The sequence below is a fragment of the Pseudomonas sp. FP2309 genome (genome assembly GCF_030687575.1).
In the GTDB taxonomy this organism is placed as follows: domain Bacteria; phylum Pseudomonadota; class Gammaproteobacteria; order Pseudomonadales; family Pseudomonadaceae; genus Aquipseudomonas.
Genome location: NZ_CP117439.1, coordinates 2,662,942 through 2,684,457 on the forward strand (window position 1 = coordinate 2,662,942; position 21,516 = coordinate 2,684,457).

Below are 21,516 nucleotides of genomic sequence, written 5' to 3' on the forward strand. Positions count from 1 at the left end.
TGAAAGTGCCCATGATGCGCGATGTAACCCGGTCCGGTGCAACGCCTTTTTTGTTTTTTTACCTCAACGGGGCCTGCAGGTGTCGTTTACAGCAACGTTGTGGCCCCATGCCATCGCCGTGGTCACCAGGATCAACCCTCCCGCCACGGCAAACGTGGCGTGCAGGCCAAACGTGACCGATTGCGCGCTGGCGTGGGTGACACCGGGCGTGGCCCAGGCGAACACTGCGCCCAAGGCCGAGGCACCGCCGATCAGGCCGAGGTTGCGTGACAAGTTCAACAGCCCCGAGACTGTTCCCCGGCGCGGCGCCGGCACGTCACTCATCACCGCCGTATTGTTGGCGGCCTGGAACAGGCTGTAACCGGTTGTCAGGACGACCAGCGCAATCACGTAGGCCACCAACCCTGACGTCAGCGCCAGCAGCAGGGCGCCACACAGCAACACGCCCAGCCCCGTGCGGGTCATGCGCCGGCTGCCGAGGCGGTCGGTGAGGCGGCCTGCCGGTACGCCGGTGGCGGCCGCGACGCAGGGGCCGACGGCCATGACCAGGCCCATCCATTCAGGGGCCAGGCCCAGGCCGCGTGAGAGGTAAAACGGCCCGACGACGAACGTGGCCATGATCACGGCGGCGACCAAGGCGCTCATGGTCAGGCCTACGCGCAGTGAAACGTCGCGCAGGGGAGTCCAGAAGCCTGACACGAGCGGCGTGCGCGGTTGATCGGCGGGCAAGTACCGCCAGGCCAGCGCAAACACCAACAGCCCCAGCGGCATACCCACCGCAAACAGCGCGCGCCACCCCCACAGGCTGAGCAGCACGCCGCCCAGGCTGGGCCCCATGGCGGTGCCGACGGCCGACATCGTGCCGAGCAAGCCCATCACCCGGCCGGTGCGTTCCCGGGTGACGGTATCGCCGACCATGCCCAGGGCCATGGCCATCATGCTCGCGGCGCCGAGGCCTTGCAGCGCCCGAGCGGCGATCAGTGCAGTGAGGGATGGCGCCATTGCGCACACGCCGCTTGCCAGCGCGAACAGCAGCAACCCGCCCAGCAACAGCCGACGGCGCCCCAGGCGATCACCCAGTCGGCCTGCACTGACGATGACCGCAGTGATCGCCAGCAAATAACTGAGCACCACCCACTGCACCGCCTGAAAAGACGTGTCGAATGCCAGCGCCAGGCTTGGCAGGCCGACATTGGCGATGCTGGTGCCCAGGGATGCCAGCAACATGGACAACGACAGGCTGGCGAGGCTACCGCGTGAGGAGAAGGGCATGGGGCGATTCCTTGAGTGAACGTACCTGTCACAAATCTACGGTGTCGCCTACCATGGCGGAAGACGCACGGGTTGCACTTAATACCTGCATATAACGCCTGCTGAGGAATACACATGCCCGATCTTAATTTGTTGCTCACGCTGGACGTGCTGCTCGCCGAAGGCAGCGTCGCCGGCGCGGCCAGGCGTTTGGGCCTGAGTGCTTCGGCCATGAGCCGTGCCCTGGCGCGCCTGCGCGAAACCACCGGCGACCCGCTGCTGGTGCGTGCCGGTCGCGGCCTGGTGGCTACGCCGAGGGCGATGGCGCTGCGCGAACAGGTCAGCCGTCTGGTGCAGGAGGCTCAGGCCGTATTGCGCCCGGCGCAATCGCTGGACATGGCGCAGGTGGAACGCACCTTCACCCTGCGCGCCAGTGAGGAGTTCGTTGAGCTCATCGGCCCCGCGTTGCTGGCGCGCATCGCCCGCGAGGCTCCCGGTGTGCGTTTGCGTTTCATCAACAAGACCGACAAGGACAGCGCGCTGCTACGTGACGGACGCGTGGACCTGGAAACCGGTGTGGTCGACCCCGACGCCAGCCCCGAAGTCCTGACCCAGGCACTGTTTCGCGACCGCTTGGTGGGCGTGGTACGCGAAGGCCATCCCTTGAGCCGTGGCGAGATCAGCGCCCAACGCTTTGCCGAGGGCCAGCACGTCTACGTTTCCCGGCGCGGGCAAGACCGTGGTCAGATTGATGACGCGCTCGAGGCCCACGGCCTGGCCCGCCGCATCGGCAGTATCGTCAGCGGTTTCTCCACTGCCATCGCCCTGGCCCGCGACACCGACCTGATCGCCTGCGTGCCCGAACGTTACACCGCCAACCGCCGCGATCTGTTCTGCTTTACCCTGCCACTGAGCTTGCCGAGCTTCAGTGTGGCGATGCTCTGGCACCCGCGGTTGGATGCGGATCTGGCCCACCGCTGGCTGCGCGGGTGCCTGCGTGAGGTCTGCGGGCAATAACTCACGCGCAACAGGTACAATCGCCGCTGCCTTGACGCAAAACCCCAGGAATTTGCATGTTCAGCCTTACCCGCTACACCACGCCGTGCCCCGAGCCGATCAATGGCCAGATCCTGCAGTTGGTGGTGGACAACCTCACCGACATCAGCAGCGTGGCGCTGCCGCCGAGCAACCTGCTCTACAACATCTACCAGTACGCGATTGGCTTTGAGGTGCACCTGTACCTGGAAGCGCTCAATGGCGAGAAAGGCATCGCGGTCGAACTGATTGTCGCCACCGATGCGCAGGATGCCGGGAAGGTCCTCGGCTTTGTGTTGTGCTTGCCGGTCAAGGACGATCCCGAGGCGTGCGGCATCGCGTTCATGGCGGTGCAGGCGGCCTCGCGTCGCCGGGGTGTGGCACGGGCCATGTTGCAGGACGTGTTGGCGCGCTATCCCCATGCCGAGCTGGCCTGCTCCGTGGAAAAGGTCCGCGCGTTCGAGGCCATGGGCTTTAAAGTGCGCGGCGCACGCGGCACCCAAGTGCTGATGAACACCCGCGACTACGGCACCGATGGCCTGATGGGCGTGCTGGATGTGGCCGCGATCTACAGCTCCCTGGAAGTCCGGCAGATTCACACCTACCTGCTGCAAAAACACGGCAAGCGCGCCATGGTCGATGCAGAGAAGCAACGCGATCGGCACCTGGATCAGTTGGCGCGCAAGGTCCAGCTGTTCGTCAGCGGCGGCCGCGATTAACCATCCCCAGAATGGTGGCCAGCAACTCCTGCTGCGCCTCTTCACGACTGAGCTCGCCGTTGGCCGCCGCGTGGGACAGGGCTTCCGCGGCGCCGAGCATGGCGCGCAAGCCGGCTTGAGACACCGTGCCCGTGGGCGCGAAGGGCGCCAGCGCGTCGCGGCATTTATCGAGGAAGATCGCCTCGTATTTGCGCTTGAGGCTTTCCAATTCCGGCGAACCGCTCAGCGCGGCCGTCACCCCCGGTATTTCCCGTCCCTGCAGTAACACGCAATCGACGTACGACGCGGCGATCACCCAGGCGCGCTCATCCAGTGTCGCGGCGCTGGCTTCGATGGCGTCGCTGAACACCTGATTCTGACGCCCGTCGAAATCCTCGTACAACGCCGCCAGCAAACCCGCGCGGGTGACGAAATGGTCGTAGACCACCGGCTTGGTCACGCCCGCCAGTTCCGCCAGGCGACCCAGGGTCAGGGCATCGGTGCCTTCCTCGCGCACCAGTTGCCAGGCGACATCGAGCAACTGGCGCAGGCGATCTTCTCGGGACAAACGACGACGCGGGGCAGGGGATTCAGGGCTTGACATGCTTATATACCAAAAGTAACTTACTATCCGTAACTTAAGCCCAGCCTAACCTCAAACGGAGTCAATGTCATGCACGCACTGATCGTTGTCGCTCATCACGACCCGCAATCGCTCACCCATGCAATTGCCGCGCAAGTCGCCGCTGGCCTTGAGGCAAGCGGCCACACTTATGAGATCGCCGACCTCGCCGCCGAAGGATTTGACCCGCGTTACAGCGCCGCCGACCATCGGGTACACCGCCACGGCGCCGCGCCACCGGCCGATGTGCGGGCTGAACAAGCGCGCGTGGATCGGGCCGATGCGCTGGTGCTGGCATTTCCCATCTACTGGTGGTCACTGCCTGGGCTGCTCAAAGGCTGGATAGACCGCGTGTTCGTCAACGGCTGGGCAATCGAATATGGCCCCGATACCCCGGTGACGAAAAAACTGCGGCACTTGCAGGTGCACCTGCTGGCCCTCGGCGGGGCGGATGACAGTGCGTTTGAGCGCCACGGCTACGCCACGGCGATGCGCACGCAGATCGACCACGGCATTTTTGATTATTGCGGGGCGAAAGTGGTGACGTCCCAGTTGTTGCTGGATTCGGAAGGCGGCGCGGCGCACGGGCATCTGAACACGGCCCATGCGGTGGGCCGCAAGGTGTTTGCGGCTGAGACGGTCGTCGGTTGATTCAACCGTCGCGAAACAAGTCGTGGGCGTCCAGCAGGCGGTAGGCGATCTCCGGGCGTTTTTCCATGCCACGCCGAATCGCCGCCGGGATCGATTGCCGGGTCTTGCGGCACATTCCCGGTAGCTCATCGATCACAATCTGAATCCCGCGCATGCTCTTGACCTCGGTATGGCCTGGGGCAATGTGCACGCGAATGCCCAATTGCTGGTGCATCAATTGCTGCATGCGCTCCAGGTCTTGCAGGCTTTTGAGGTCTTCCAGGCGTTCGAGCAGGCGTTTTTCTTCCTGGCGCGTAAGGCTCAGGATGCGCAGGTCGGCGCCGGGTGCTTGCAACAGACGTTCGCGGTCGCAGACACAGGCGCCGGGTGGGCAGGGTTGGCGAATTGTCATGTGCAGGCCCTCCCCAAACCGGTGCGGTTGGCTCAGTAGCTGAGCGTTACCCCAAGGCTGCCCAAGGCCTTCCAGTATTCAGGATAGGTCTTGGCCACGCAGTCCGGGTCCTGAATGCGGATGCCCGACACTTTCAAACCGGCCAGAGCAAAGCACATGGCGATGCGGTGGTCGGCGTGGGTGTCGATCAGTGCGTTGCACGACGTACCCGCCAGCCCAGGGTCGGCGGCGACCAGCAGATCATCGCCTTCGATGGTGGCCAGGCCTGGGCGAATCTCATTGAGGCCATCGTGCAGCGCCTGCACGCGGTCGCATTCCTTGACCCGCAGGTTGGCCAGTTCGGTGAAGCGCACCGGGGTGTTGTTGAACGCTGCCAGCACCGCCAGGGTTGGGATGGCGTCCTGCATTTGCGAGCCGACGACTGTGGCCTGCATGTTCGGGAACTGGGCGATCACTGCCTGGGCCTTGGCATCGGGTTGGGTGAAGTCCTGCGCGGCCACGCCGATGTCGATGCGCCCGCCGGTCAACACTTCAGCAGCCCACAGGTACGTGGCGGCGGAGGCGTCCGGTTCGATCAGGTAGTCATGGGCGGTGTAGCCGGTAGCGGCCACACGCCAGGTGGTGTCGTCGACCTCCTCGACCTGTGCGCCGAAGGCCCGCATGCAATCGAGGGTCAGGTCCACGTAGCCACGGGCACCAATGTCCTTGCCGGTCAGGGCCACTTCTATCGGCGCCTCGCCGCAGGCTGCCAGCATCAGCAGGGCCGAAACGTACTGGCTGGACAAGCCGCCGTCGATCTCAAAGCGCCTGGCCTGGACCTTGCCCGCGCCGTGCACGGTCACCGGTGGGCAGCCGGTTGGGCTGTCGACCCGGATACCGTTCTGGCCGAGGGTGGCCAACAATGGGCCGATCGGGCGCTTGCGCATGTAGTCATCGCCATCGAGCACCACGGTGCCGTCGACGGTGGCCACGGCGGCGGTGAGAAAGCGCATGGCGGTGCCGGCATTGCCGAGGAACAGCGGTTGGGCAGGTAAGTGCAGCTTGCCGGAGCCAGTGACGACAAAGGTGGTGTCATCCGGCTCATCGATGGTCACGCCCATCTGGCGCAACGCGACCGACATGTGCCGGGTGTCGTCGCTTTTCAGCGCGCCGCTCAGGCGGCTGGTGCCCTTGGCCAGCGCGGCCAGCAGCAGGGCGCGGTTGGTAATGGATTTGGAGCCGGGAGGCGCGACCTTGCCATTGAGGGGGAAAGTGGGCGGTGTAACGGTCACGGTTTTCTGCGAACTCAAGGGACAGGGCTCCTGATCAAGGCAAAGGGGTACGGCGTGGTCGACGGGCGGACCCGAATAATCGGCCAAAGGTGCGGTGCTTGTCGAGGTTTAGCGCTGGCTCAGCCAGTAATCATGCAGCGCCCGCGCCGCCGGCTCGATCTCGCTGACACGCCGCTGATGGGCGGCTACGTCCAGGTCCACGGGCAATTCGAAATTGTCCTGCTCGGCACACCAGGAGATTTTCTCCAGATTCGCCGCGTGTTCGGCCGACAGTTCAGGCCAGTTGCCGATAGCGGCGCCACGGATATAGCCGAAGCACCATTCTTCGGCGAGGGTCACCGATTGGCCCTGATGCTCTTTCTCGTCGAACAATGCCTTGAAACCCTGGGCATTACCGGCCAGTTGCGCGGCGAGGGTGTTCATATGGCGCACACAGAGTTCGAGGAACCGCTGCGCGTCATCCATGTTGCTCCACTCGGGGTTCTGCCCGCCCCAGATGGCGGGGAACCATTCGGCGACGTCGACCTGTTTGGGGCTGGACACCAGGGCCGTGAAGTAACCATCGAGCTCGGCCAGGTTGAGCACCGAATGGTCATCGCCGTACTTGAGCAGCGTGTCGTCGATAAAGTCGAATTCGGCGGCGGCGAGGGGTTGGGTGTGCATGGCATATCCTTCAAAACGTCGAACGCCGCGGGCAGGGCGGCTTAAAGCGCCAAGGATGGCGCCTGGCAGGGTTTTTTGCCAGTCCCGCTTTTGGCCGATGCGCCGTTGTGCACCCTTGTTATAGTTCGGGCCTTATCACTCGCCAGTCAGGGATCACTGCCATGTCCAAATACCAAGCTTTCGTCGTCGAACTCACCGGCAACGTTGCCCATGTGCAGATCAACCGCCCGGAAAAAATCAACGCGATGAACGCCGCGTTCTGGACCGAAATCATCGACATCTTCCAATGGGTCGAAGACACCGATGCGGTGCGCGCGGTCGTGCTCAGCGGCGCCGGCAAGCATTTTTCCTCGGGCATCGACCTGATGATGCTGGCGTCGGTGGCCAACGACTTCGGCAAGGACGTGGGCCGCAACGCACGCTTGTTGCGGCGCAAGATCCTCGAGCTGCAAGCCTCGTTCAACGCTGTGGACCAATGCCGCAAGCCGGTGCTGGCGGCGATCCAGGGCTACTGCATCGGCGGCGCCATCGACCTGATCAGCGCCTGTGACATGCGTTACGCCGCCGAGGATGCGCTGTTTTCCATCAAGGAAATCGACATCGGCATGGCCGCCGACGTCGGCACCCTGCAACGCCTGCCGCGGATTATCGGCGACGGTATGCTGCGCGAGCTGGCGTACACCGGCCGCCAGTTCGGCGCCGAAGAAGCGCGCAGCATCGGCCTGGTCAATCGGCTGTACCCGGACCCTGCCAGCCTGTTGGCAGGGGTGCTGGAGATTGCCCATGACATCGCCGCCAAATCACCGATCGCCGTGACCGGCACCAAGGCCATGATCAGCTACATGCGTGACCATACGATCAATGATGGCCTGGAATACGTTGCCACCTGGAACTCGGCTATGTTGCAATCCAACGACCTGCGTGTGGCCATCGCGGCCCACATGAGCAAGCAGAAACCCGAATTCGTGGATTGACTGACATGACCCCAGGCTGGATTACCACAACGCTGCTGGACACTGACACCCCCGGCGGCTGGGCCGTCGCCCGCAGCCGCGACGGCTTTTTGCATGACGACAATGGTCCGCTGTTTCCCCGGGAATGGCTCAAGCGCCAGGACCTGTCGGTGTTTGCCGAACACGGCATCGGCCACCTCGATGGCGAACCGGTGTACCTGCTGGAACTCAATGCGGCGAGTGACGTGCAGGGCTGCAGTTGGCAGGGCCTGCGCGGCTTCATGCTGCAGGGCGATCACACCCTGTACAAAGTGCTCGGGTATGCGGCGCAGATCGGCACGTGGGCACGTGAGCATCGGTTTTGCGGCAGTTGCGGCCAGGCCATGGTCCAGGTGCCTCGGGAACGCGCCATGTACTGCCAGGCCTGTGACCTGCGCAGCTACCCGCGGATTTCGCCGAGCATGATCGTGCTGGTGACCCGTGGTGACGAGATTCTGCTGGCGCGTTCACCGCGGTTTGTCACAGGGGTGTACAGCACGCTGGCGGGGTTTGCCGAGCCGGGTGAGTCGGCCGAAGACTGCCTGATCCGTGAAGTGCGCGAGGAAGTGCAGGTGGAGGTCAAGAACATCCAGTACATGGGCAGCCAGTGCTGGCCGTTCCCTCATTCGATGATGCTGGGGTTCCATGCCGAATACGCCGGGGGCGATATCGTGCCCCAGGCCGACGAGATCGAAGACGCGCAGTGGTTCAACATCCATGACCTGCCGCCGCTGCCGGCGTCGCGCTCCATTGCGCGTTACCTGATCGACCTCTACCTGGCCCGTCGCTTAGGCCACGCTGAACCAGTGCTGCCAGGCTAGGCGCACCGTCAGCCCGAGAACCACGGTGATGAACACCGGGCGAATGAACTTGGCGCCGCCGCTGATCGCGCTGCGTGCGCCAAAGAACGCGCCACCCATCACCGAAACGCCCATCGCCAGGCCGACAACCCAGTCCACCGAGCCATTGAAGATAAATACCGACAGTGCCGCCGCGTTGCTGACGAAGTTCATGCTGCGCGCCACGCCGCTGGCTTTCACCAGGTCGTTGGGGTGCAGCAGCATCGTGCTCACCGTCCAGAACGCGCCGGTGCCCGGCCCGGCCACGCCGTCGTAGAAGCCCAGCCCAAAGCCCTGGGCGGACTGCCACTTCTTCTTGATCGGTGCGTCATTGTCCAGCGCTGCCTTGGGCGTGCCGCCGAACAGCAGGTACAGGCCACAGCCGAACACGATCACCGGCAGCATCTTGTTCAGGGTCTCTGCGGGCAGGTAGTGGGCGACCACTGCGCCGGCCAGTGCTCCGATCAACGTCCCGACGATGGCGTGCACCCACTGGCGCGGGTGGAACAGCTTGCGGCGGTAGAAGGTAAAGCTGGCGGTGGCCGAGCCGAAGGTGGAGCTGAGCTTGTTGGTCCCCAGCACCAAGTGCGGCGGCATGCCGGCGGTGAGCAGGGCGGGGGTGGTGAGCAGGCCGCCACCGCCGGCGATGGCGTCGATAAAACCGGCGATAAACGCCACGGCGGCGAGAATGGCGAGGGTGGTCAGGTCAACGCTGAGTTCGAAGGGCATGGGCAGGGCTTATGATTGGCGGGACTGCTGAAAGGTCGCCATCTTACCTGCCACACCCATACAGATCCAAATGAATGCAGATTCCACACGGGCCTGTATTCAGCCGTGACGTTTGTCGAGCCACTCCAAGGCCGTGCGCCACACGCAGATCCCCAAAAAGTACGCCGACATCAGCGACCACAACCCAAAGGTCCACGGGTTGGTGTTGGGGTAGTCCACCACCATCAAAAAGCTGCACAGCAACCAGATAGTGGTCACCGCGATATTGAGCGGCATAAAGCGCTTGACGCGGAACGGGTGCAAAAACTTCATCGGCGTCACGGTCAGCAGCGCCAGGCCGATCACGGTCAGCAGCGTTACCCACGCCTCGGGCTGGATGATGTACACACACAGGGCAACCACGTTCCAGGCGGCGGGGAAACCGACGAAATAGTTGTCTTTGCTCTTCATGTTGACGTTGCAGAAGCAGAACAGCGACGACACCAGGATCACCGACACCGTGAACAGGTGCGTGAACTCCGGCAGATCGATATAGCGGTAGATAAACAGTGCCGGAATGAACACGTAGGTGAGGTAGTCGATCACCAGGTCAAGTACCGAGCCGTCAAAGCTGGGCAGCACCGTGCTGACGTTCAAGCGTCGCGCCAGGGAACCGTCCACGCCGTCCACCACCAGCGCCAGGCCCAGCCACAGCAGGCAGGCCTTGGGTGAGTTCTCAAGCAGCGCCAGCGTGGCCAAAAACGCCAGCACCACGCCGGTGGCGGTAAAGCCGTGGGCCCCCCAGGCTTTGATTCTGGCTACATGCAGGGTCGATATCACGGGCGGTTCTCCAAAAGGTGAAACGGGGCAGCCGACAACGTAACGCCGTCGATTCTGGCCGGGGAATGCAGGTATCGACCGGGAAGGGGCGCATAAGGTTCACCGCCCGGTGTATCGCTAAGCGTAGCAAGCGTAGGACATTTCGGCATCAACCCTGGCGGAACACCAGGGCCTTCAAGCCACTTTGCGCGTCAATATCCGGAAATTCCGGTGGGTTTTGCAGGCGCTCCACAAAGCGCAGGCCCGGCGCTTCGCGGGTCACGCCGTCGATCAGGAAGTCTTCGCCAAAGGCCGGGTCGTTCATGCACGCCAGCACCGTGCCCTGTGGCGTGAGCAGGTCCGGCAGGCGGCGCAGTACGCGCTGGTAGTCTTTGGTCAGCAGGAAGCTGCCTTTCTGGAATGACGGCGGGTCGATGATCACCAGGTCGTACGGGCCGCCGTGGGTGACTTTGGCCCAGGATTTGAACAGGTCGTGGCCCAGAAACGTGACCTTGCTCAAGTCGTGGCCATTGAGACGATGGTTGTCGCGACCCCGGCTCAGGGCGCCACGGGCCATGTCCAGATTCACCACGTGCTCGGCGCCGCCTTCGATGGCCGCCACCGAGAACCCGCAGGTGTAGGCGAACAGGTTGAGGACATGCTGGCCCTTGGCGTGCTCGCGCACCCAGTGGCGGCCGTAGCGCATGTCGAGGAACAATCCGCTGTTCTGTTTCTTGCCCAGGTCGATCAGGTAGCGCAGGCCGCCTTCGGTGATGATCAGTTCATCGATGGCTTCGCCCACCAGCCACTCGGTGGTGCTTTGCGGCAGGTAGCGGTGTTGCAGTGCGACGGTGTGCGCGCCGAAGCGTGCCCATTCGATGTCGCTCAGCAGCTGTTTCAGCGCGTCCAGTTGCGCTGCTTTGGGCTCCTTGAACAATGCCACCAGGATCACCCCTTGCAGCCAGTCCACCGTCAGTTGCTCCAGGCCCGGCCAGCAGCGACCGCGCCCGTGGAACAGGCGTCGGGTTTCAGCGGGTGGGCTGGCCAGGGCGGTGAGCAAGTGGGTGTGCAGGGTGGCGAGTGCGTCTGGGGTCATCGTTGAGCGTCGGTGGTTAAGCGGGCGGCATTTTAAACACACTGGCGGGGTTTGCGGGGGGTTGCGCACACCTTGGCCGCAGGGGCGCGGGGCAGGCTCGCTCACCACAACGGCGCTGGCTAGCAGGTCGCGATCAGAGCGGGTCCGAAGGCTTCCTTCAAGAATCCCGGTGCGATGTACCGTTCGTAGTGCGCCTCGGACAACAGGAAAAACTCGCGATCGATCGCGTCGCGCAAGTCCGTTAGGTGGCGGTCACGAAACTCCGGCAGTAACGCCAACCCGTAGGCATCCAGCCTGGACATGACCCGCGCGCCGCGTGCGATCAGTTGGTACGCCCAGCAATACGGCGACTGATGCGGCACAAAGCGAATTTTGCGGTCTTCCAACTGCTGGCGCAGACGCTGTGGGTCGAACACTTCCAGCTTGCTGGCCATCACTTGCACCAGTAACTGCTCAAGGCGCAGCCACACTGCCTGTTTTTCCTCGGCGTTGTAGCCATTCCACTGGATCACCTCATGGTGATAGCGCTTGCACCCCCGGCACACAAGGTCACCGTAAACGGTGGAGCACAGGCCGATGCAGGGGGTCTTGATGGTTTGGTTGGGCATAAAGGCAGGTACGCACGTTTAAAGAACGCAGATAGCCCCTGTGGCAGCGGGCTTGCTTGCGAAGGCGGATTGTCAATCAATCCCAGCTCAGCGCTCCGCCGGTCTGGTACTCGATCACACGGGTTTCGAAGAAGTTTTTCTCTTTCTTCAAGTCCATAATCTCGCTCATCCACGGGAACGGATTAGTCGTCCCTGGGTACTCTTCCTTCAACCCGATCTGCGACAACCGACGATTCGCGATGAACTTCAGATAATCCTCCATCATCGCCGCATTCATGCCGAGTACACCGCGAGGCATGGTATCGCGCGCGTATTCAATCTCCAGCTGCGTGCCCTGCAGAATCATCTGGGTCGCTTCTTCTTTCATCTCGGCATCCCACAAGTGCGGGTTTTCGATTTTGATCTGGTTGATCACGTCGATACCGAAGTTCAGGTGCATCGACTCATCGCGCAGGATGTATTGGAACTGTTCGGCCACGCCGGTCATTTTGTTGCGGCGGCCCATGGAGAGGATCTGGGTAAAGCCGCAATAGAAGAAGATGCCTTCCAGGACGCAGTAGTAGGCGACCAGGTTGCGCAGCAACTCTTTGTCGGTGTCGACGGTGCCGGTTTCGAACTTCGGATCGGAGATCGAGCGGGTGTATTTGAGGCCCCAGGCGGCCTTTTTAGCCACCGATGGGATCTCGTGGTACATGTTGAAGATCTCGCCTTCATCCATGGCCAGCGATTCGATGCAGTACTGGTAGGCGTGGGTGTGGATCGCTTCTTCGAAGGCCTGGCGCAGGATGTACTGGCGGCACTCCGGGTTGGTGATCAGGCGGTACACAGCCAGCACGAGGTTGTTGGCGACCAGGGAATCGGCGGTGGAGAAGAAGCCCAGGTTGCGCATGACGATGCGGCGTTCGTCGTCGGTCAGGCCTTCGGGGTTTTTCCACAGGGCGATGTCGGCGGTCATGTTGACCTCTTGCGGCATCCAGTGGTTGGCGCAGCCGTCGAGGTACTTCTGCCAGGCCCAGTCGTACTTGAAGGGCACGAGCTGGTTGAGGTCGGCGCGGCAGTTGATCATGCGCTTTTCGTCGACGGCGACACGGGCGGAGGCGCCTTCGAGTTCGGCGAGGCCTTCGGCAACGTCGAGTTTGTCCAGGGCGGCCTTGGCGCGGATGATGGCGGCGGAGTCGTTGGCAGTCACGTGGCGCGCTTCCAGGGCAGCGGCGGCGCCGGCACCGTCGAGACGATCCATGTTGGCTTCGCTGGCATGGCCGGCATTGGCGCCCTTGATCACCGCTGCACCGGTGTCTTCGTTGTCGACTTCATCCCAACTCAGCATTGAAATACTCCTTCCTGGTCTGTTTTGACGGTGTGTGAACCCGTCCAAAAATAGGTAATTTGCAGGCTTCAAGGCATTGAAATACTGCGCAGAGTGTGGTCGGTAGATACCGATACTGCACACTATGTAGTGGTCTGTTTTGTTTGTGGGCACACTATATGGTGTGTAACAAGACTGGTCAACGCGCAAGAGTGGATCGAACGTCGCAGGTGCCGTGCAACCGGCGCTGCCTTTCAGGCCCCGCGCACGGCCTTGAGCAACAACCCTTCAAACACCTGCTGTACCCGTGGATCATCACTGTGGGCCACGTTGAAACGCATCGAGTCGCGATGGGCCGGGTCGTTGCCGAACAGTGCGCCCGGCGCCAGTAACATGCTGTGTTTCAGCGCCTCCTGAGCGAGCACCTCGCCGTTCACCCCGCACGGCAGGCGTGCCCAGATAAACATCCCGCCTTCGAAGGCCATCGGCAGTTCGCAGCCGCAGTGCCGCAGCCATTGCTCGACGCGCCCACCGGCTTCCATCAAGCGCTGGACCATGCGCTTGCGGTGCCTGGCGTAGCTGCCTTCGCTGAGCAGGCGATAGACAATCTGTTCAAGCAGTTCCGAGGTCACGCCGCCGCTCATCAGCTTCATGTTGGTCAGGTTGGCCGCCAGTTGGGGCGCCGCCACCACAAAACTGACGCGGGTGTTGGCGCTGAGGATCTTGGAGAAGCCCGACAGGTAGGTGACCTGGTCCAGGCCGGCAACCGCTGCCAGGCGTGGTGGAGGGTTGGGGTGCAGGTCGCCATAAAGGTCATCCTCGACGATATGGCAGTGGTAGCGCTGGGTCAGTTGTAACAGGCGGAACGCTTGGCTTGGGCTGAAGGAATGGCTTGTGGGGTTATGCAGCACGCTGGTGGTCAGGTACAGGCTGGGGCGATGTTCGGCCAGCAGGTGTTCGAGGGCGGTAAAGTCGAAGCCGTCGGGGCGACGCTCCAGGGTCACGACCTTGACGCCGTGCAAAGCCAGGTTGGCGTGAAAGTTGAAGTAGCACGGCGCGTCGAGCAGCACCGTGTCGCCGGGACGTGCGAGCAGGCGCATGAGCATGTCCAGACCCTGCACGGTGTTGGGGGTGGTGATGATCTGTTCCACCGGCACTGACAACCCTTCGCCATGCAGCTTCTGTTGCAACGCCTGGCGCAGCGGCAGCAACCCGGCGGGCGTGCCCAGCCCGGCGATGCGCAGCGACGGTGCGCGGACCACAGAGCGCATGGCCTGGCGCATGGCATCGTTGTCCAGCCACGCTTCCGGCAAATGCCCGCCGCCAGGGCGCAACTCGCCAGCGGCGGTGGTCAACGGCCGGCGCAATACGCTGAGCAAATCCTGCGGCAACAGGTCGACCCAGGCCGCTGACGCCGGGCGCGCGCTGTCCATCGCCACAAAGTAACCGCGGCCCTGGCTTGAGGTCAGCAGGTGGCGCCCGCGCAGGCGGTCCAGCGCCTCGTTGAGCGTGAACTTGCTGACGCCCAGGGTCTGGGTTAATTCACGCACCGAAGGCAACTTGCTGCCGGGTGCCCATTCGCCGTTTTCGATGGCCTGGCTGAACGCCTCGACGATCTGCTGCACCTTCGGCGCGCCTTCCACGAAGGCGATGGCGGATACAAACATAAACCTTCCCTGTGTTTACCGGCTGTTTTACCGGTGAGGTGAGGCCGGATTAGGCATCACTTTACCTGCCATGCGCAACGCCGCTTCCCTAGACTGCGTGCGATGCTGCCCGCAAGGGACCGTCGTCTGCCGTTGTATCTACCCTCAAAAGGACTTGGCCCATGACAAGTGCATTAACGCTGTCTTCGTTTCTCTACTTCCTGCTGTTCTGCGCCACCGTCACCTTCAGCCCCGGCCCCATGACCCTGTTGCTGTTGAGTCTGGGTTTGAAGGATGGCCTGCGCCATTCGATCCCGGCGCAGATCGGCGCCAGTGTGTCCTACCTGATTTCGATCCTGATTTTTGCCGTAGGCTTCTCGGCCTTGATCAAGGGCAACGTTGCCATCACCCAGAGCATTCAGCTTGTCGGCGTGGCCTACATCCTTTACCTGGCCTGCAAACAGTGGACCAGCAGCGGCGTATCGATCGGCAAGGTGGCAGCCGTGGAAGGCTCGCGCAGCCTGTTCGGCAAGGGATTGTTGACCGGGTTTTCCAACCCCAAGGCCATCATTATGTTCAGCGCCGTGTTCCCGCAGTTCACGGGGGCAGGGGAGCACAGCTCGGCGGCCGACATCGCGATCCTCGGCACGACATTCCTGTTGCTGCAATTTGCCAGTGGTTGCTTGTATTGCTACTTCGGCCAACGCATCAAGCATGTGCTGGAAAACCCCACGCGTCGGGTGCTGCTGCAGCGAATCACGGCGGTGTTGCTGTTGGTGGTGGCGCTGATGTTGGCGCGCGGTTTTTCCCACTAGACGCTTTGGAACGGGTATTTGCGCGAGTGATGAGCTTATGAGTGGTAGTGGCGTATTGCTGGCGCCCTGATAGACTCCAGGCATTCATTCAGGATTACGCCGACCATGCCAGCCGCCGGAGGAAAGGGACTTCCGCTCGCTCGCCGCTTGTACACATCTCGCACCTTGGGGCTGACGCTCGGATTTGTATGCGTGGTGTTTGGCATGTACCCGCTGAACCCGCCGTTGTGGGTGTGGGTCTGGATGGTGATCAACGCGTTTGTCTGGCCCTCCCTGGGCTACCAACTGTCGCTGCGTAGCGCCAATGCCCTGCGCAGCGAACGGCGCAACCTGTTGTTCGATTCGTTCTGCGGCGGCTTCTGGGCCGGCGCCATGCACTTCAACCCGCTGCCCGCCGTCACCAGCCTGTCAATGATGACCATGAACAACGTGGCCATCGGCGGTCTGCGTTTCATGCTCGCGGGCTGGGTTGCCCAGGCGTTGGGCATCGGCACGGCGCTGCTGATCTTCGCCCCCTCGTTCATCGCGGTGACCACCGAGGCGCAACTCTATGCCTGCCTGCCGATCCTGATGGTATATCCCTTGGCGCTGGGTTGGATCTGCTACCGCCAGGCGGTGACCCTGACTCGGCAAAAACACGAATTTCTAGCCCTGAGCCGCACCGACAGCTTGTCCGGCCTGCTCAACCATGGGGCCTGGAAAGACCATCTGGACATCGAATTTCAACGCTGCCGCCGCGAGCAGCAGGGCGCAGCGATTGCGCTGATCGACATCGACCATTTCAAGCTGATCAATGACACCTACGGTCACGTCACCGGCGACATCGTTCTGCGTCAACTGAGCAAAGTCCTGCGCCAGAGCCTGCGCATCCCCGACCTGGCCGGGCGCTACGGCGGGGATGAGTTCTGCGTAATCCTGCCCGGCATGCCACTCAACCGTGCCACTGAAGTGATGGACGCCTTGCGTGACCGCTTCAACGCCCTGGCCTACGCCCAGGACCCCACGTTGCGCGCCAGTTTGAGCATCGGCCTGGCGCTTTACCAGCCGGGGCATGTCGATGCGATCAGTTGGCTTAACGATGCCGACCTGGCGTTGTACGAGGCCAAGAGCAACGGACGCAACCGTGTCAACGCGGCGCAGGGCGTTTGGTTGCGGTCTGTTTAGTGGGGTAGGGTGGAGCGGTCCCTCACACAAAACAAGGATCGGTTTATGCTCTTCACCTTCCCCCGTACCCTTCTGGCCGTCACCCTGGCGTTGTCGTTCCCACTGGCGGCTTACAGTGCCGAACCCCACAAGCAGATCCAGGCGGACGCTCAGCAGTACAAGGCTGAGGCCCTGACACTGCTGGAGCGCCTGGTGAACATTGACTCGGGCTCTGGCTACGGGCCGGGCCTGACCCAGGTCAGCGAGATCGCGGTCGACGAACTGACACAGCTGGGCTTCAGTATCGAACGGGTACCGGATGCCGCCGCCAACAGCAGCCATGTGATTGCCACCCTGAAAGGCAGCGGCAAGGCCAAGATTTTGCTGATGGCCCACATGGACACCGTGTTTAAAGAAGGCTCAGCCGCCGAGCGCCCGTTCCAGATCAAGGACGGCCGCGCCTATGGGCCCGGCGTGATGGACGACAAAGGCGGCATCGTCGCCGGTATCTACGCGCTCAAAGTCCTCAAAAACCAGGGCTTCAAGGACTTCGGGCAAATCACCTTTCTGCTCGATGCCAGCGAAGAAACCGGCTCCGACATCGCCTCCGATCTGATTCGCAACACCGCCAAAGCCCACGACGTGACGCTGAACCTCGAACCCGGCCGCCCCGCAGACGGCCTGGTGGTATGGCGCAAAGGCAGCGCCACCGCTGTGGTCGAAGTCAAAGGCAAAGCCGCCCACGCCGGGGTCGCCCCGGAACTGGGGCGCAACGCGGCCATGGAAGCCGCGCACCAGATCCTGCAACTGGGCAAGCTGGGCGATGAAGAGAAAAAAACCACCATCAACTTCACCGTGATCAAGGCCGGCGACCGCACCAACGTCATCCCCGACCAAGCCACCGCCAAAGCCGACGTGCGCGCCGCATTGCCGGAAGAGTTCGATCGGATCGAGAAAGACCTGGTACGCGTTTCAGCGAACAAACTGATCCCGGAAACCGAAGTCACCACCAGCCTCAAACGCGGCCTGCCGCCGATGCCACAGACGCCGGAATCGGACAAATTGGTAGCGATCGCCCAGGGGATTTATGGGGAACTGGGCAAAACGTTGACGATTGAAGGCAGCGGCGGCGCGGCGGATGCGAGCCTGTCGGCCGGGGTGGGCACGCCTACATTGGATGGGTTTGGGATTGTGGGGGGCAATATTCACACGCCCGAGGAGTATGCCGAGGTGGAGAGTGTGGTGCCGCGGGTTTACCTGCTTAGCCGGATGATTATGGAGCTTTCGAAGCGGTGATTGAGGGCTCACCCAGCCGTCTTGGATGAGCCGGTTTTTAGGGAAGTGGGCTTCTGGGGTGAATAGGCTTGGGAGTGTAATGAGCTTCTGGGTTAATGAGTTGCTGGGAGAGATAGGCTGGGCCGCCGTCGGGGTCGATGCGCTGCACCACCACCGGCGTATCGCCAATGGGGACAAAGCGCGCGCTCTGAAACATATGCACCAGGGTCAAGGTGCCGGTGGCCTGGCACGTTGCCACGGTGGTACTGGGGAAGAGTGAGCGATTGATGGGGGCGACGATTGCCACCTCGTCACCGACCTTGAACACCTGCTCGACATCCAGTGCCGAAAAGCTGAAAAAACGCTCGGCCCAGGCATCGTAGTGGTTGAGGCAACGGCGGAAGTCGCTGAGGACGGACTCGACGTCGCGCGTCTTCGAGTCCATCGCCGCCAGCACCAGAAAGCCAATGGCTTGGCTGGTTCCGTTGATCATGATGCGGCCCCGTTGCCTGGGGCCTTCAAAAAAATAACCATCTGCAATCCTTCGCACTGTTTGATCAGGCGAAGGACTTTGCAGAGGTTCTCAGGGGAGGGGAGTAGAGGTTATCCGGCGCTTGCGTGGGACGTTTCGACAACCTCTGTCTTCTCTCGCCCCAGCACCAGGCTGCACAGCGCCGGCAGGAACAACAGCGTCAACACGGTGCCAACCAATACGCCGCCGATCAGCACGAACGCCAGGGACGACCAGAACACCGACAACGTCAGCGGAATGAACGCCAGCGCCGCTGCCAACGCGGTCAATATCACCGGGCGGGCTCGCCGTACCGTGGCTTCGACGATGGCCTCGCGAATCGGCATGCCGTGGTCCTGGTTCTGGCGGATCTGGTCGGTAAAGATCAGCGTGTTGCGCATCAGGATCCCGCCGATGCCGATCAGCCCCAGGATCGCGTTAAACCCAAAGGGCTGGTTGAACAGCAGCAGGGTCGGCACCGCGCCGATCAAGCCCAGAGGGGCGGTGGCGAAGACCATGAACATCACGCCGAAGGAGCGCACCTGGAACATGATCACGGTGAGGGTCAGCAGGATCATGATCGGGAACAGCGCCGCCAGGGCAGCGTTGGCCTTGGCGCTTTCTTCCACCGGGCCGCCGATGTCGATCCGGTAGCCGGCCGGCAGTGTGGCGATCAGCGGTTGCAGGTCCTTGTACACCGCCATTTCCACGTCGGGCGGTTGTACGCCGTCGATGATGTCGGCGCGCACTTCCACGGTACTCGCACGGTCACGACGCTTGAGGATGGGTTCTTCCATTACCGCCTGGAAGTGCCCGACCTGAGCCAGTGGCACCGAGGTGCCCGCGCTGTTGGTCAGGGTCATGTTGTTGAGGTTGTCGAGGTTCTCCCGCTGATTGCCCTGGGCACGGGCGACCACGGACACGGTGCGGTTGCCCTCGCGCACTTCGGTGATCGGGTTGCCGCTGAGCAGGGCATTGAGCTGAGACTTGACCTCGTCAGGGGTGAAGCCCAGCAGGCGCAGGCGGTCTTGATCCAGGACCAGGCGATACCCGCTGGCGCGCTCGCCCCAATCGAGGAAGGTGTCCTTGGTCAGGGCGTTGGCGGCGACCACGCCGCGCACCTCTTCGGACAAGCCGCGCAGCACATCCAGGTTCGGGCCCGACACGCGAAACACGACCGGGAACGGCACCGGCGGCCCGAACAGCAACTGTGTGACACGCACCCGCGCGGCCGGGAATTCGCCGGCCGCGATACGTTCATGCATGCGCAGCTTCAAGGCATCACGTGCGTGGGAATCGGGCGTTTGCACGATCAATTTGGCGAACGCCGGGTCGGGCAGTTCCGGGTTCAACGACAGGAAAAAGCGCGGTGCGCCGCCGCCCACATAGGTGTCGACCATGCGTGTCTGTGGCTCCTGCAGCAAGGCTTTTTCCAGCTGCGCCGCCACCGCCTCGGTGCTTTTGAATGCGCTGCCGGGCGGCATGTACACCTCAAGGATCAGCTCGGAACGGTCGGAGTTGGGGAAGAACTGCTTGTTCACCACGGCCATGCCCAGGCCACTCAGCACGAATGCCGCCACCACCAGCCCCGTCACCAGCCAGCGCTGACGCACGCAGGCTTGCACCAGGCTGCGAAGTGTCTGGTAGTAGCGCCCGGCATAGATTGCGTCGTGGCCACCGGGGACCGGTTTGATCTGCGGCAGCAACTTCACGCCCAGATACGGTGTGAACACCACGGCTACCAGCCAGGATGCGATCAGCGCAAACCCGACGATCCAAAAGATATTGCCGGCGTATTCCCCAGCGGCTGAACGTGCAAAGCCCACCGGCAGAAAACCGATGATCGTCACCAGCGTACCGGTCAGCATTGGCGCGGCGGTGGAGCTCCAGGCAAACGTGGCGGCGTGAATCCGGTCGAAACCTTCCTCCAGTTTCACCACCATCATTTCGATGGCGATGATTGCATCGTCCACCAGCAAACCCAGGGAAATAATCAGCGCGCCGAGGGTGATGCGGTCGAACTCGCGGCCCGTCATCAGCATGATCACAAACACGATGGACAGGGTCAGCGGCACCGCAGCCGCCACCACCAAGCCCACGCGGAAGCCCAGGGCCAGCAGGCTGATGACCATCACCACGGCCAGGGCGACGAAGAATTTGAGCATGAACTCATTCACCGCCAGTGTGATGTTCTTGGCCTGGTCGGAGACCTTGGCGAAGTTCACGCCCAGGGGCAGATCCGCCTGGATCCTGGCTTCCTGGGCCTTGAGGCTTTGGTCCAGTTCCAGGCCGTTCCAGTGTTTTTCCATGATCACGCCGAGCATCAGCGCCGGGTCACCTTGATGGCGGATGCGGTAGCTGGGCGGGTCTTCGTAGCCACGGCTGACGGTGGCCACGTCGGCGATGCGCAGCACCCGGCCGTTGACCTGCAGCGGCACATTTTCAATCAGTGCCAGACTGTCGAATGCGCCATCGATACGGATGTAGGCGCGCGCGCCTGCGGTTTCCACAAAGCCCGAAGGCGCCACCGCGTTTTGCGCGGCAAGGGCGGCGAAGATCTGATCGGGCTTGATGCCAAGGGTGGCCAGGCGCTCATAGGAAAACTCGACAAAGATGCGCTGAGCCTGCTCGCCGAGGATATTGACCTTCTTCACTCCCGGCAGGTTGAGCAGGCCCTGGCGCAGGTCCTCGGCCATTTGCACTTGTTGGCGGTGAGGCAGGTGCTCGGCTTCCAGCGCATACAGTGCGAAATACACATCGGAATATTCATCGTTGAAGAACGGTCCGATCACGCCCTTGGGCAGTCTGGCGGCTTCATCGCTGAGCTTTTTGCGGGTCTGGTAGAACAGCTCCTGAATCTCGCTGGCGCGTGTGGATTCGAGGAAAGTCATGCGCATCGACACCAGTCCCGGCTGGGCGATGGTCTCGACGCGGTCGTAGCCGTCCAGCTCCTGCAGGCGTTTTTCCAGGCGGTCGGCCACTTGCTCTTGCATTTCCTGGGCCGTGGCGCCGGGCCACGCGGCGCTGATGGTCATGACCTTGACGGTAAACAGTGGGTCTTCGGCGCGCCCCAGTTTGCCGAACGCGAAAACCCCGGCGGCGAGGATCGCAATGATCAGGAACAGCGTGACGGCGCGATGCTTGACCGCCAGCTCAGAGAGGTTGATGCCGCGCAT

20 protein-coding genes and 1 pseudogene are annotated in these 21,516 nt (G+C 62.6%); 8 read left to right on the forward strand and 13 right to left on the reverse strand.

Annotated features, from left to right (window positions below):
- Positions 1 to 63: 63 nt before the first annotated feature.
- Positions 64 to 1,272, reverse strand: a complete 1,209-nt coding sequence (locus PSH59_RS12120; protein WP_305395167.1) for an MFS transporter — start codon at positions 1,270 to 1,272, stop codon at positions 64 to 66.
- A gap of 114 nt (positions 1,273 to 1,386) precedes the next feature.
- Here PSH59_RS12120 and PSH59_RS12125 point away from each other — a divergent pair, with 114 nt between their 5' ends.
- Together PSH59_RS12125 and PSH59_RS12130 are read left to right on the forward strand one after the other, a co-directional pair.
- Entirely contained in the window at positions 1,387 to 2,268 is an 882-nt protein-coding gene (locus PSH59_RS12125; RefSeq protein WP_305395168.1) for a LysR family transcriptional regulator, read from the forward strand.
- Between the two features lie 56 nt (positions 2,269 to 2,324).
- The gene (locus PSH59_RS12130) at positions 2,325 to 3,005 is read left to right on the forward strand and encodes a GNAT family N-acetyltransferase (protein WP_248083959.1); all 681 of its coding nucleotides are present in this window, start codon (positions 2,325 to 2,327) and stop codon (positions 3,003 to 3,005) included.
- Here the strand turns inward: PSH59_RS12130 and PSH59_RS12135 are convergent.
- Positions 2,986 to 3,588: a TetR/AcrR family transcriptional regulator gene (locus tag PSH59_RS12135; protein ID WP_305395169.1), complete on the reverse strand. Its 603-nt coding sequence runs from the start codon at positions 3,586 to 3,588 to the stop codon at positions 2,986 to 2,988. The genes PSH59_RS12130 and PSH59_RS12135 overlap by 20 nt on opposite strands.
- Positions 3,589 to 3,657: 69 nt before the next feature.
- On the opposite strand from PSH59_RS12135, the gene PSH59_RS12140 reads away from it, so the two are divergent.
- On the forward strand, positions 3,658 to 4,257 hold the full coding sequence (locus PSH59_RS12140; RefSeq protein WP_305395170.1) for an NAD(P)H-dependent oxidoreductase: 600 nt from the start codon (positions 3,658 to 3,660) through the stop codon (positions 4,255 to 4,257).
- A 1-nt stretch (position 4,258) separates the two neighbouring features.
- Here PSH59_RS12140 and PSH59_RS12145 read toward each other — a convergent pair whose 3' ends face one another.
- From PSH59_RS12145 to PSH59_RS12155, 3 genes are all read right to left on the reverse strand, one after another.
- Positions 4,259 to 4,648 (reverse strand): hypothetical protein, encoded by a 390-nt coding sequence (locus tag PSH59_RS12145; RefSeq protein WP_248083956.1) that lies wholly within the window; start codon positions 4,646 to 4,648, stop codon positions 4,259 to 4,261.
- A gap of 32 nt (positions 4,649 to 4,680) precedes the next feature.
- The gene (locus PSH59_RS12150) at positions 4,681 to 5,937 is read right to left on the reverse strand and encodes a 3-phosphoshikimate 1-carboxyvinyltransferase (protein WP_248083955.1); all 1,257 of its coding nucleotides are present in this window, start codon (positions 5,935 to 5,937) and stop codon (positions 4,681 to 4,683) included.
- Between the two features lie 90 nt (positions 5,938 to 6,027).
- Positions 6,028 to 6,582 carry a UPF0149 family protein gene (locus PSH59_RS12155; RefSeq protein ID WP_248083954.1) on the reverse strand — a complete coding sequence of 185 codons (555 nt, stop codon included), beginning with the start codon at positions 6,580 to 6,582 and terminating at the stop codon, positions 6,028 to 6,030.
- Positions 6,583 to 6,743: 161 nt separating this feature from the next.
- On the opposite strand from PSH59_RS12155, the gene PSH59_RS12160 reads away from it, so the two are divergent.
- Together PSH59_RS12160 and nudC are read left to right on the forward strand one after the other, a co-directional pair.
- Positions 6,744 to 7,556 (forward strand): crotonase/enoyl-CoA hydratase family protein, encoded by an 813-nt coding sequence (locus tag PSH59_RS12160; RefSeq protein ID WP_248083953.1) that lies wholly within the window; start codon positions 6,744 to 6,746, stop codon positions 7,554 to 7,556.
- 5 nt (positions 7,557 to 7,561) lie between these two features.
- A complete protein-coding gene (nudC, locus tag PSH59_RS12165) occupies positions 7,562 to 8,395 on the forward strand; it encodes an NAD(+) diphosphatase (protein WP_305395171.1) in 834 nt (277 codons plus the stop codon).
- On the opposite strand, the gene PSH59_RS12170 is transcribed toward nudC, so the two are convergent.
- The 6 genes from PSH59_RS12170 to PSH59_RS12195 all read right to left on the reverse strand — a co-directional run bounded on the left by PSH59_RS12170 (position 8,363) and on the right by PSH59_RS12195 (position 14,617).
- Positions 8,363 to 9,142: a TSUP family transporter gene (locus PSH59_RS12170; protein WP_305395172.1), complete on the reverse strand. Its 780-nt coding sequence runs from the start codon at positions 9,140 to 9,142 to the stop codon at positions 8,363 to 8,365. The genes nudC and PSH59_RS12170 overlap by 33 nt on opposite strands.
- 99 nt (positions 9,143 to 9,241) lie before the next feature.
- The gene (gene pcsA, locus PSH59_RS12175) at positions 9,242 to 9,961 is read right to left on the reverse strand and encodes a phosphatidylcholine synthase (protein WP_248083950.1); all 720 of its coding nucleotides are present in this window, start codon (positions 9,959 to 9,961) and stop codon (positions 9,242 to 9,244) included.
- 148 nt (positions 9,962 to 10,109) lie between these two features.
- The gene (locus PSH59_RS12180; protein WP_305395173.1) at positions 10,110 to 11,036 is read right to left on the reverse strand and encodes a class I SAM-dependent methyltransferase; all 927 of its coding nucleotides are present in this window, start codon (positions 11,034 to 11,036) and stop codon (positions 10,110 to 10,112) included.
- A gap of 119 nt (positions 11,037 to 11,155) precedes the next feature.
- Complete coding sequence (locus PSH59_RS12185; protein ID WP_248083948.1) at positions 11,156 to 11,644, reverse strand: DUF1289 domain-containing protein; 489 nt, start codon at positions 11,642 to 11,644, stop codon at positions 11,156 to 11,158.
- A gap of 76 nt (positions 11,645 to 11,720) precedes the next feature.
- Positions 11,721 to 12,971: a ribonucleotide-diphosphate reductase subunit beta gene (locus PSH59_RS12190; RefSeq protein ID WP_305395174.1), complete on the reverse strand. Its 1,251-nt coding sequence runs from the start codon at positions 12,969 to 12,971 to the stop codon at positions 11,721 to 11,723.
- A 233-nt stretch (positions 12,972 to 13,204) separates the two neighbouring features.
- Positions 13,205 to 14,617: a PLP-dependent aminotransferase family protein gene (locus tag PSH59_RS12195; RefSeq protein WP_305395175.1), complete on the reverse strand. Its 1,413-nt coding sequence runs from the start codon at positions 14,615 to 14,617 to the stop codon at positions 13,205 to 13,207.
- Positions 14,618 to 14,778: 161 nt separating this feature from the next.
- Here PSH59_RS12195 and PSH59_RS12200 point away from each other — a divergent pair, with 161 nt between their 5' ends.
- From PSH59_RS12200 to PSH59_RS12210, 3 genes are all read left to right on the forward strand, one after another.
- On the forward strand, positions 14,779 to 15,411 hold the full coding sequence (locus tag PSH59_RS12200) for a LysE family translocator (protein ID WP_305395176.1): 633 nt from the start codon (positions 14,779 to 14,781) through the stop codon (positions 15,409 to 15,411).
- 105 nt (positions 15,412 to 15,516) lie between these two features.
- Entirely contained in the window at positions 15,517 to 16,575 is a 1,059-nt protein-coding gene (locus tag PSH59_RS12205) for a diguanylate cyclase (RefSeq protein ID WP_305395177.1), read from the forward strand.
- 45 nt (positions 16,576 to 16,620) lie between these two features.
- The gene (locus tag PSH59_RS12210) at positions 16,621 to 17,850 is read left to right on the forward strand and encodes a M20/M25/M40 family metallo-hydrolase (RefSeq protein ID WP_305395178.1); all 1,230 of its coding nucleotides are present in this window, start codon (positions 16,621 to 16,623) and stop codon (positions 17,848 to 17,850) included.
- Between the two features lie 118 nt (positions 17,851 to 17,968).
- Here the strand turns inward: PSH59_RS12210 and PSH59_RS12215 are convergent.
- Positions 17,969 to 18,322 (reverse strand): annotated as a pseudogene (locus PSH59_RS12215) (hypothetical protein); the annotation flags it as partial.
- Positions 18,323 to 18,432: 110 nt separating this feature from the next.
- Complete coding sequence (locus PSH59_RS12220) at positions 18,433 to 21,516, reverse strand: efflux RND transporter permease subunit (RefSeq protein ID WP_305395180.1); 3,084 nt, start codon at positions 21,514 to 21,516, stop codon at positions 18,433 to 18,435.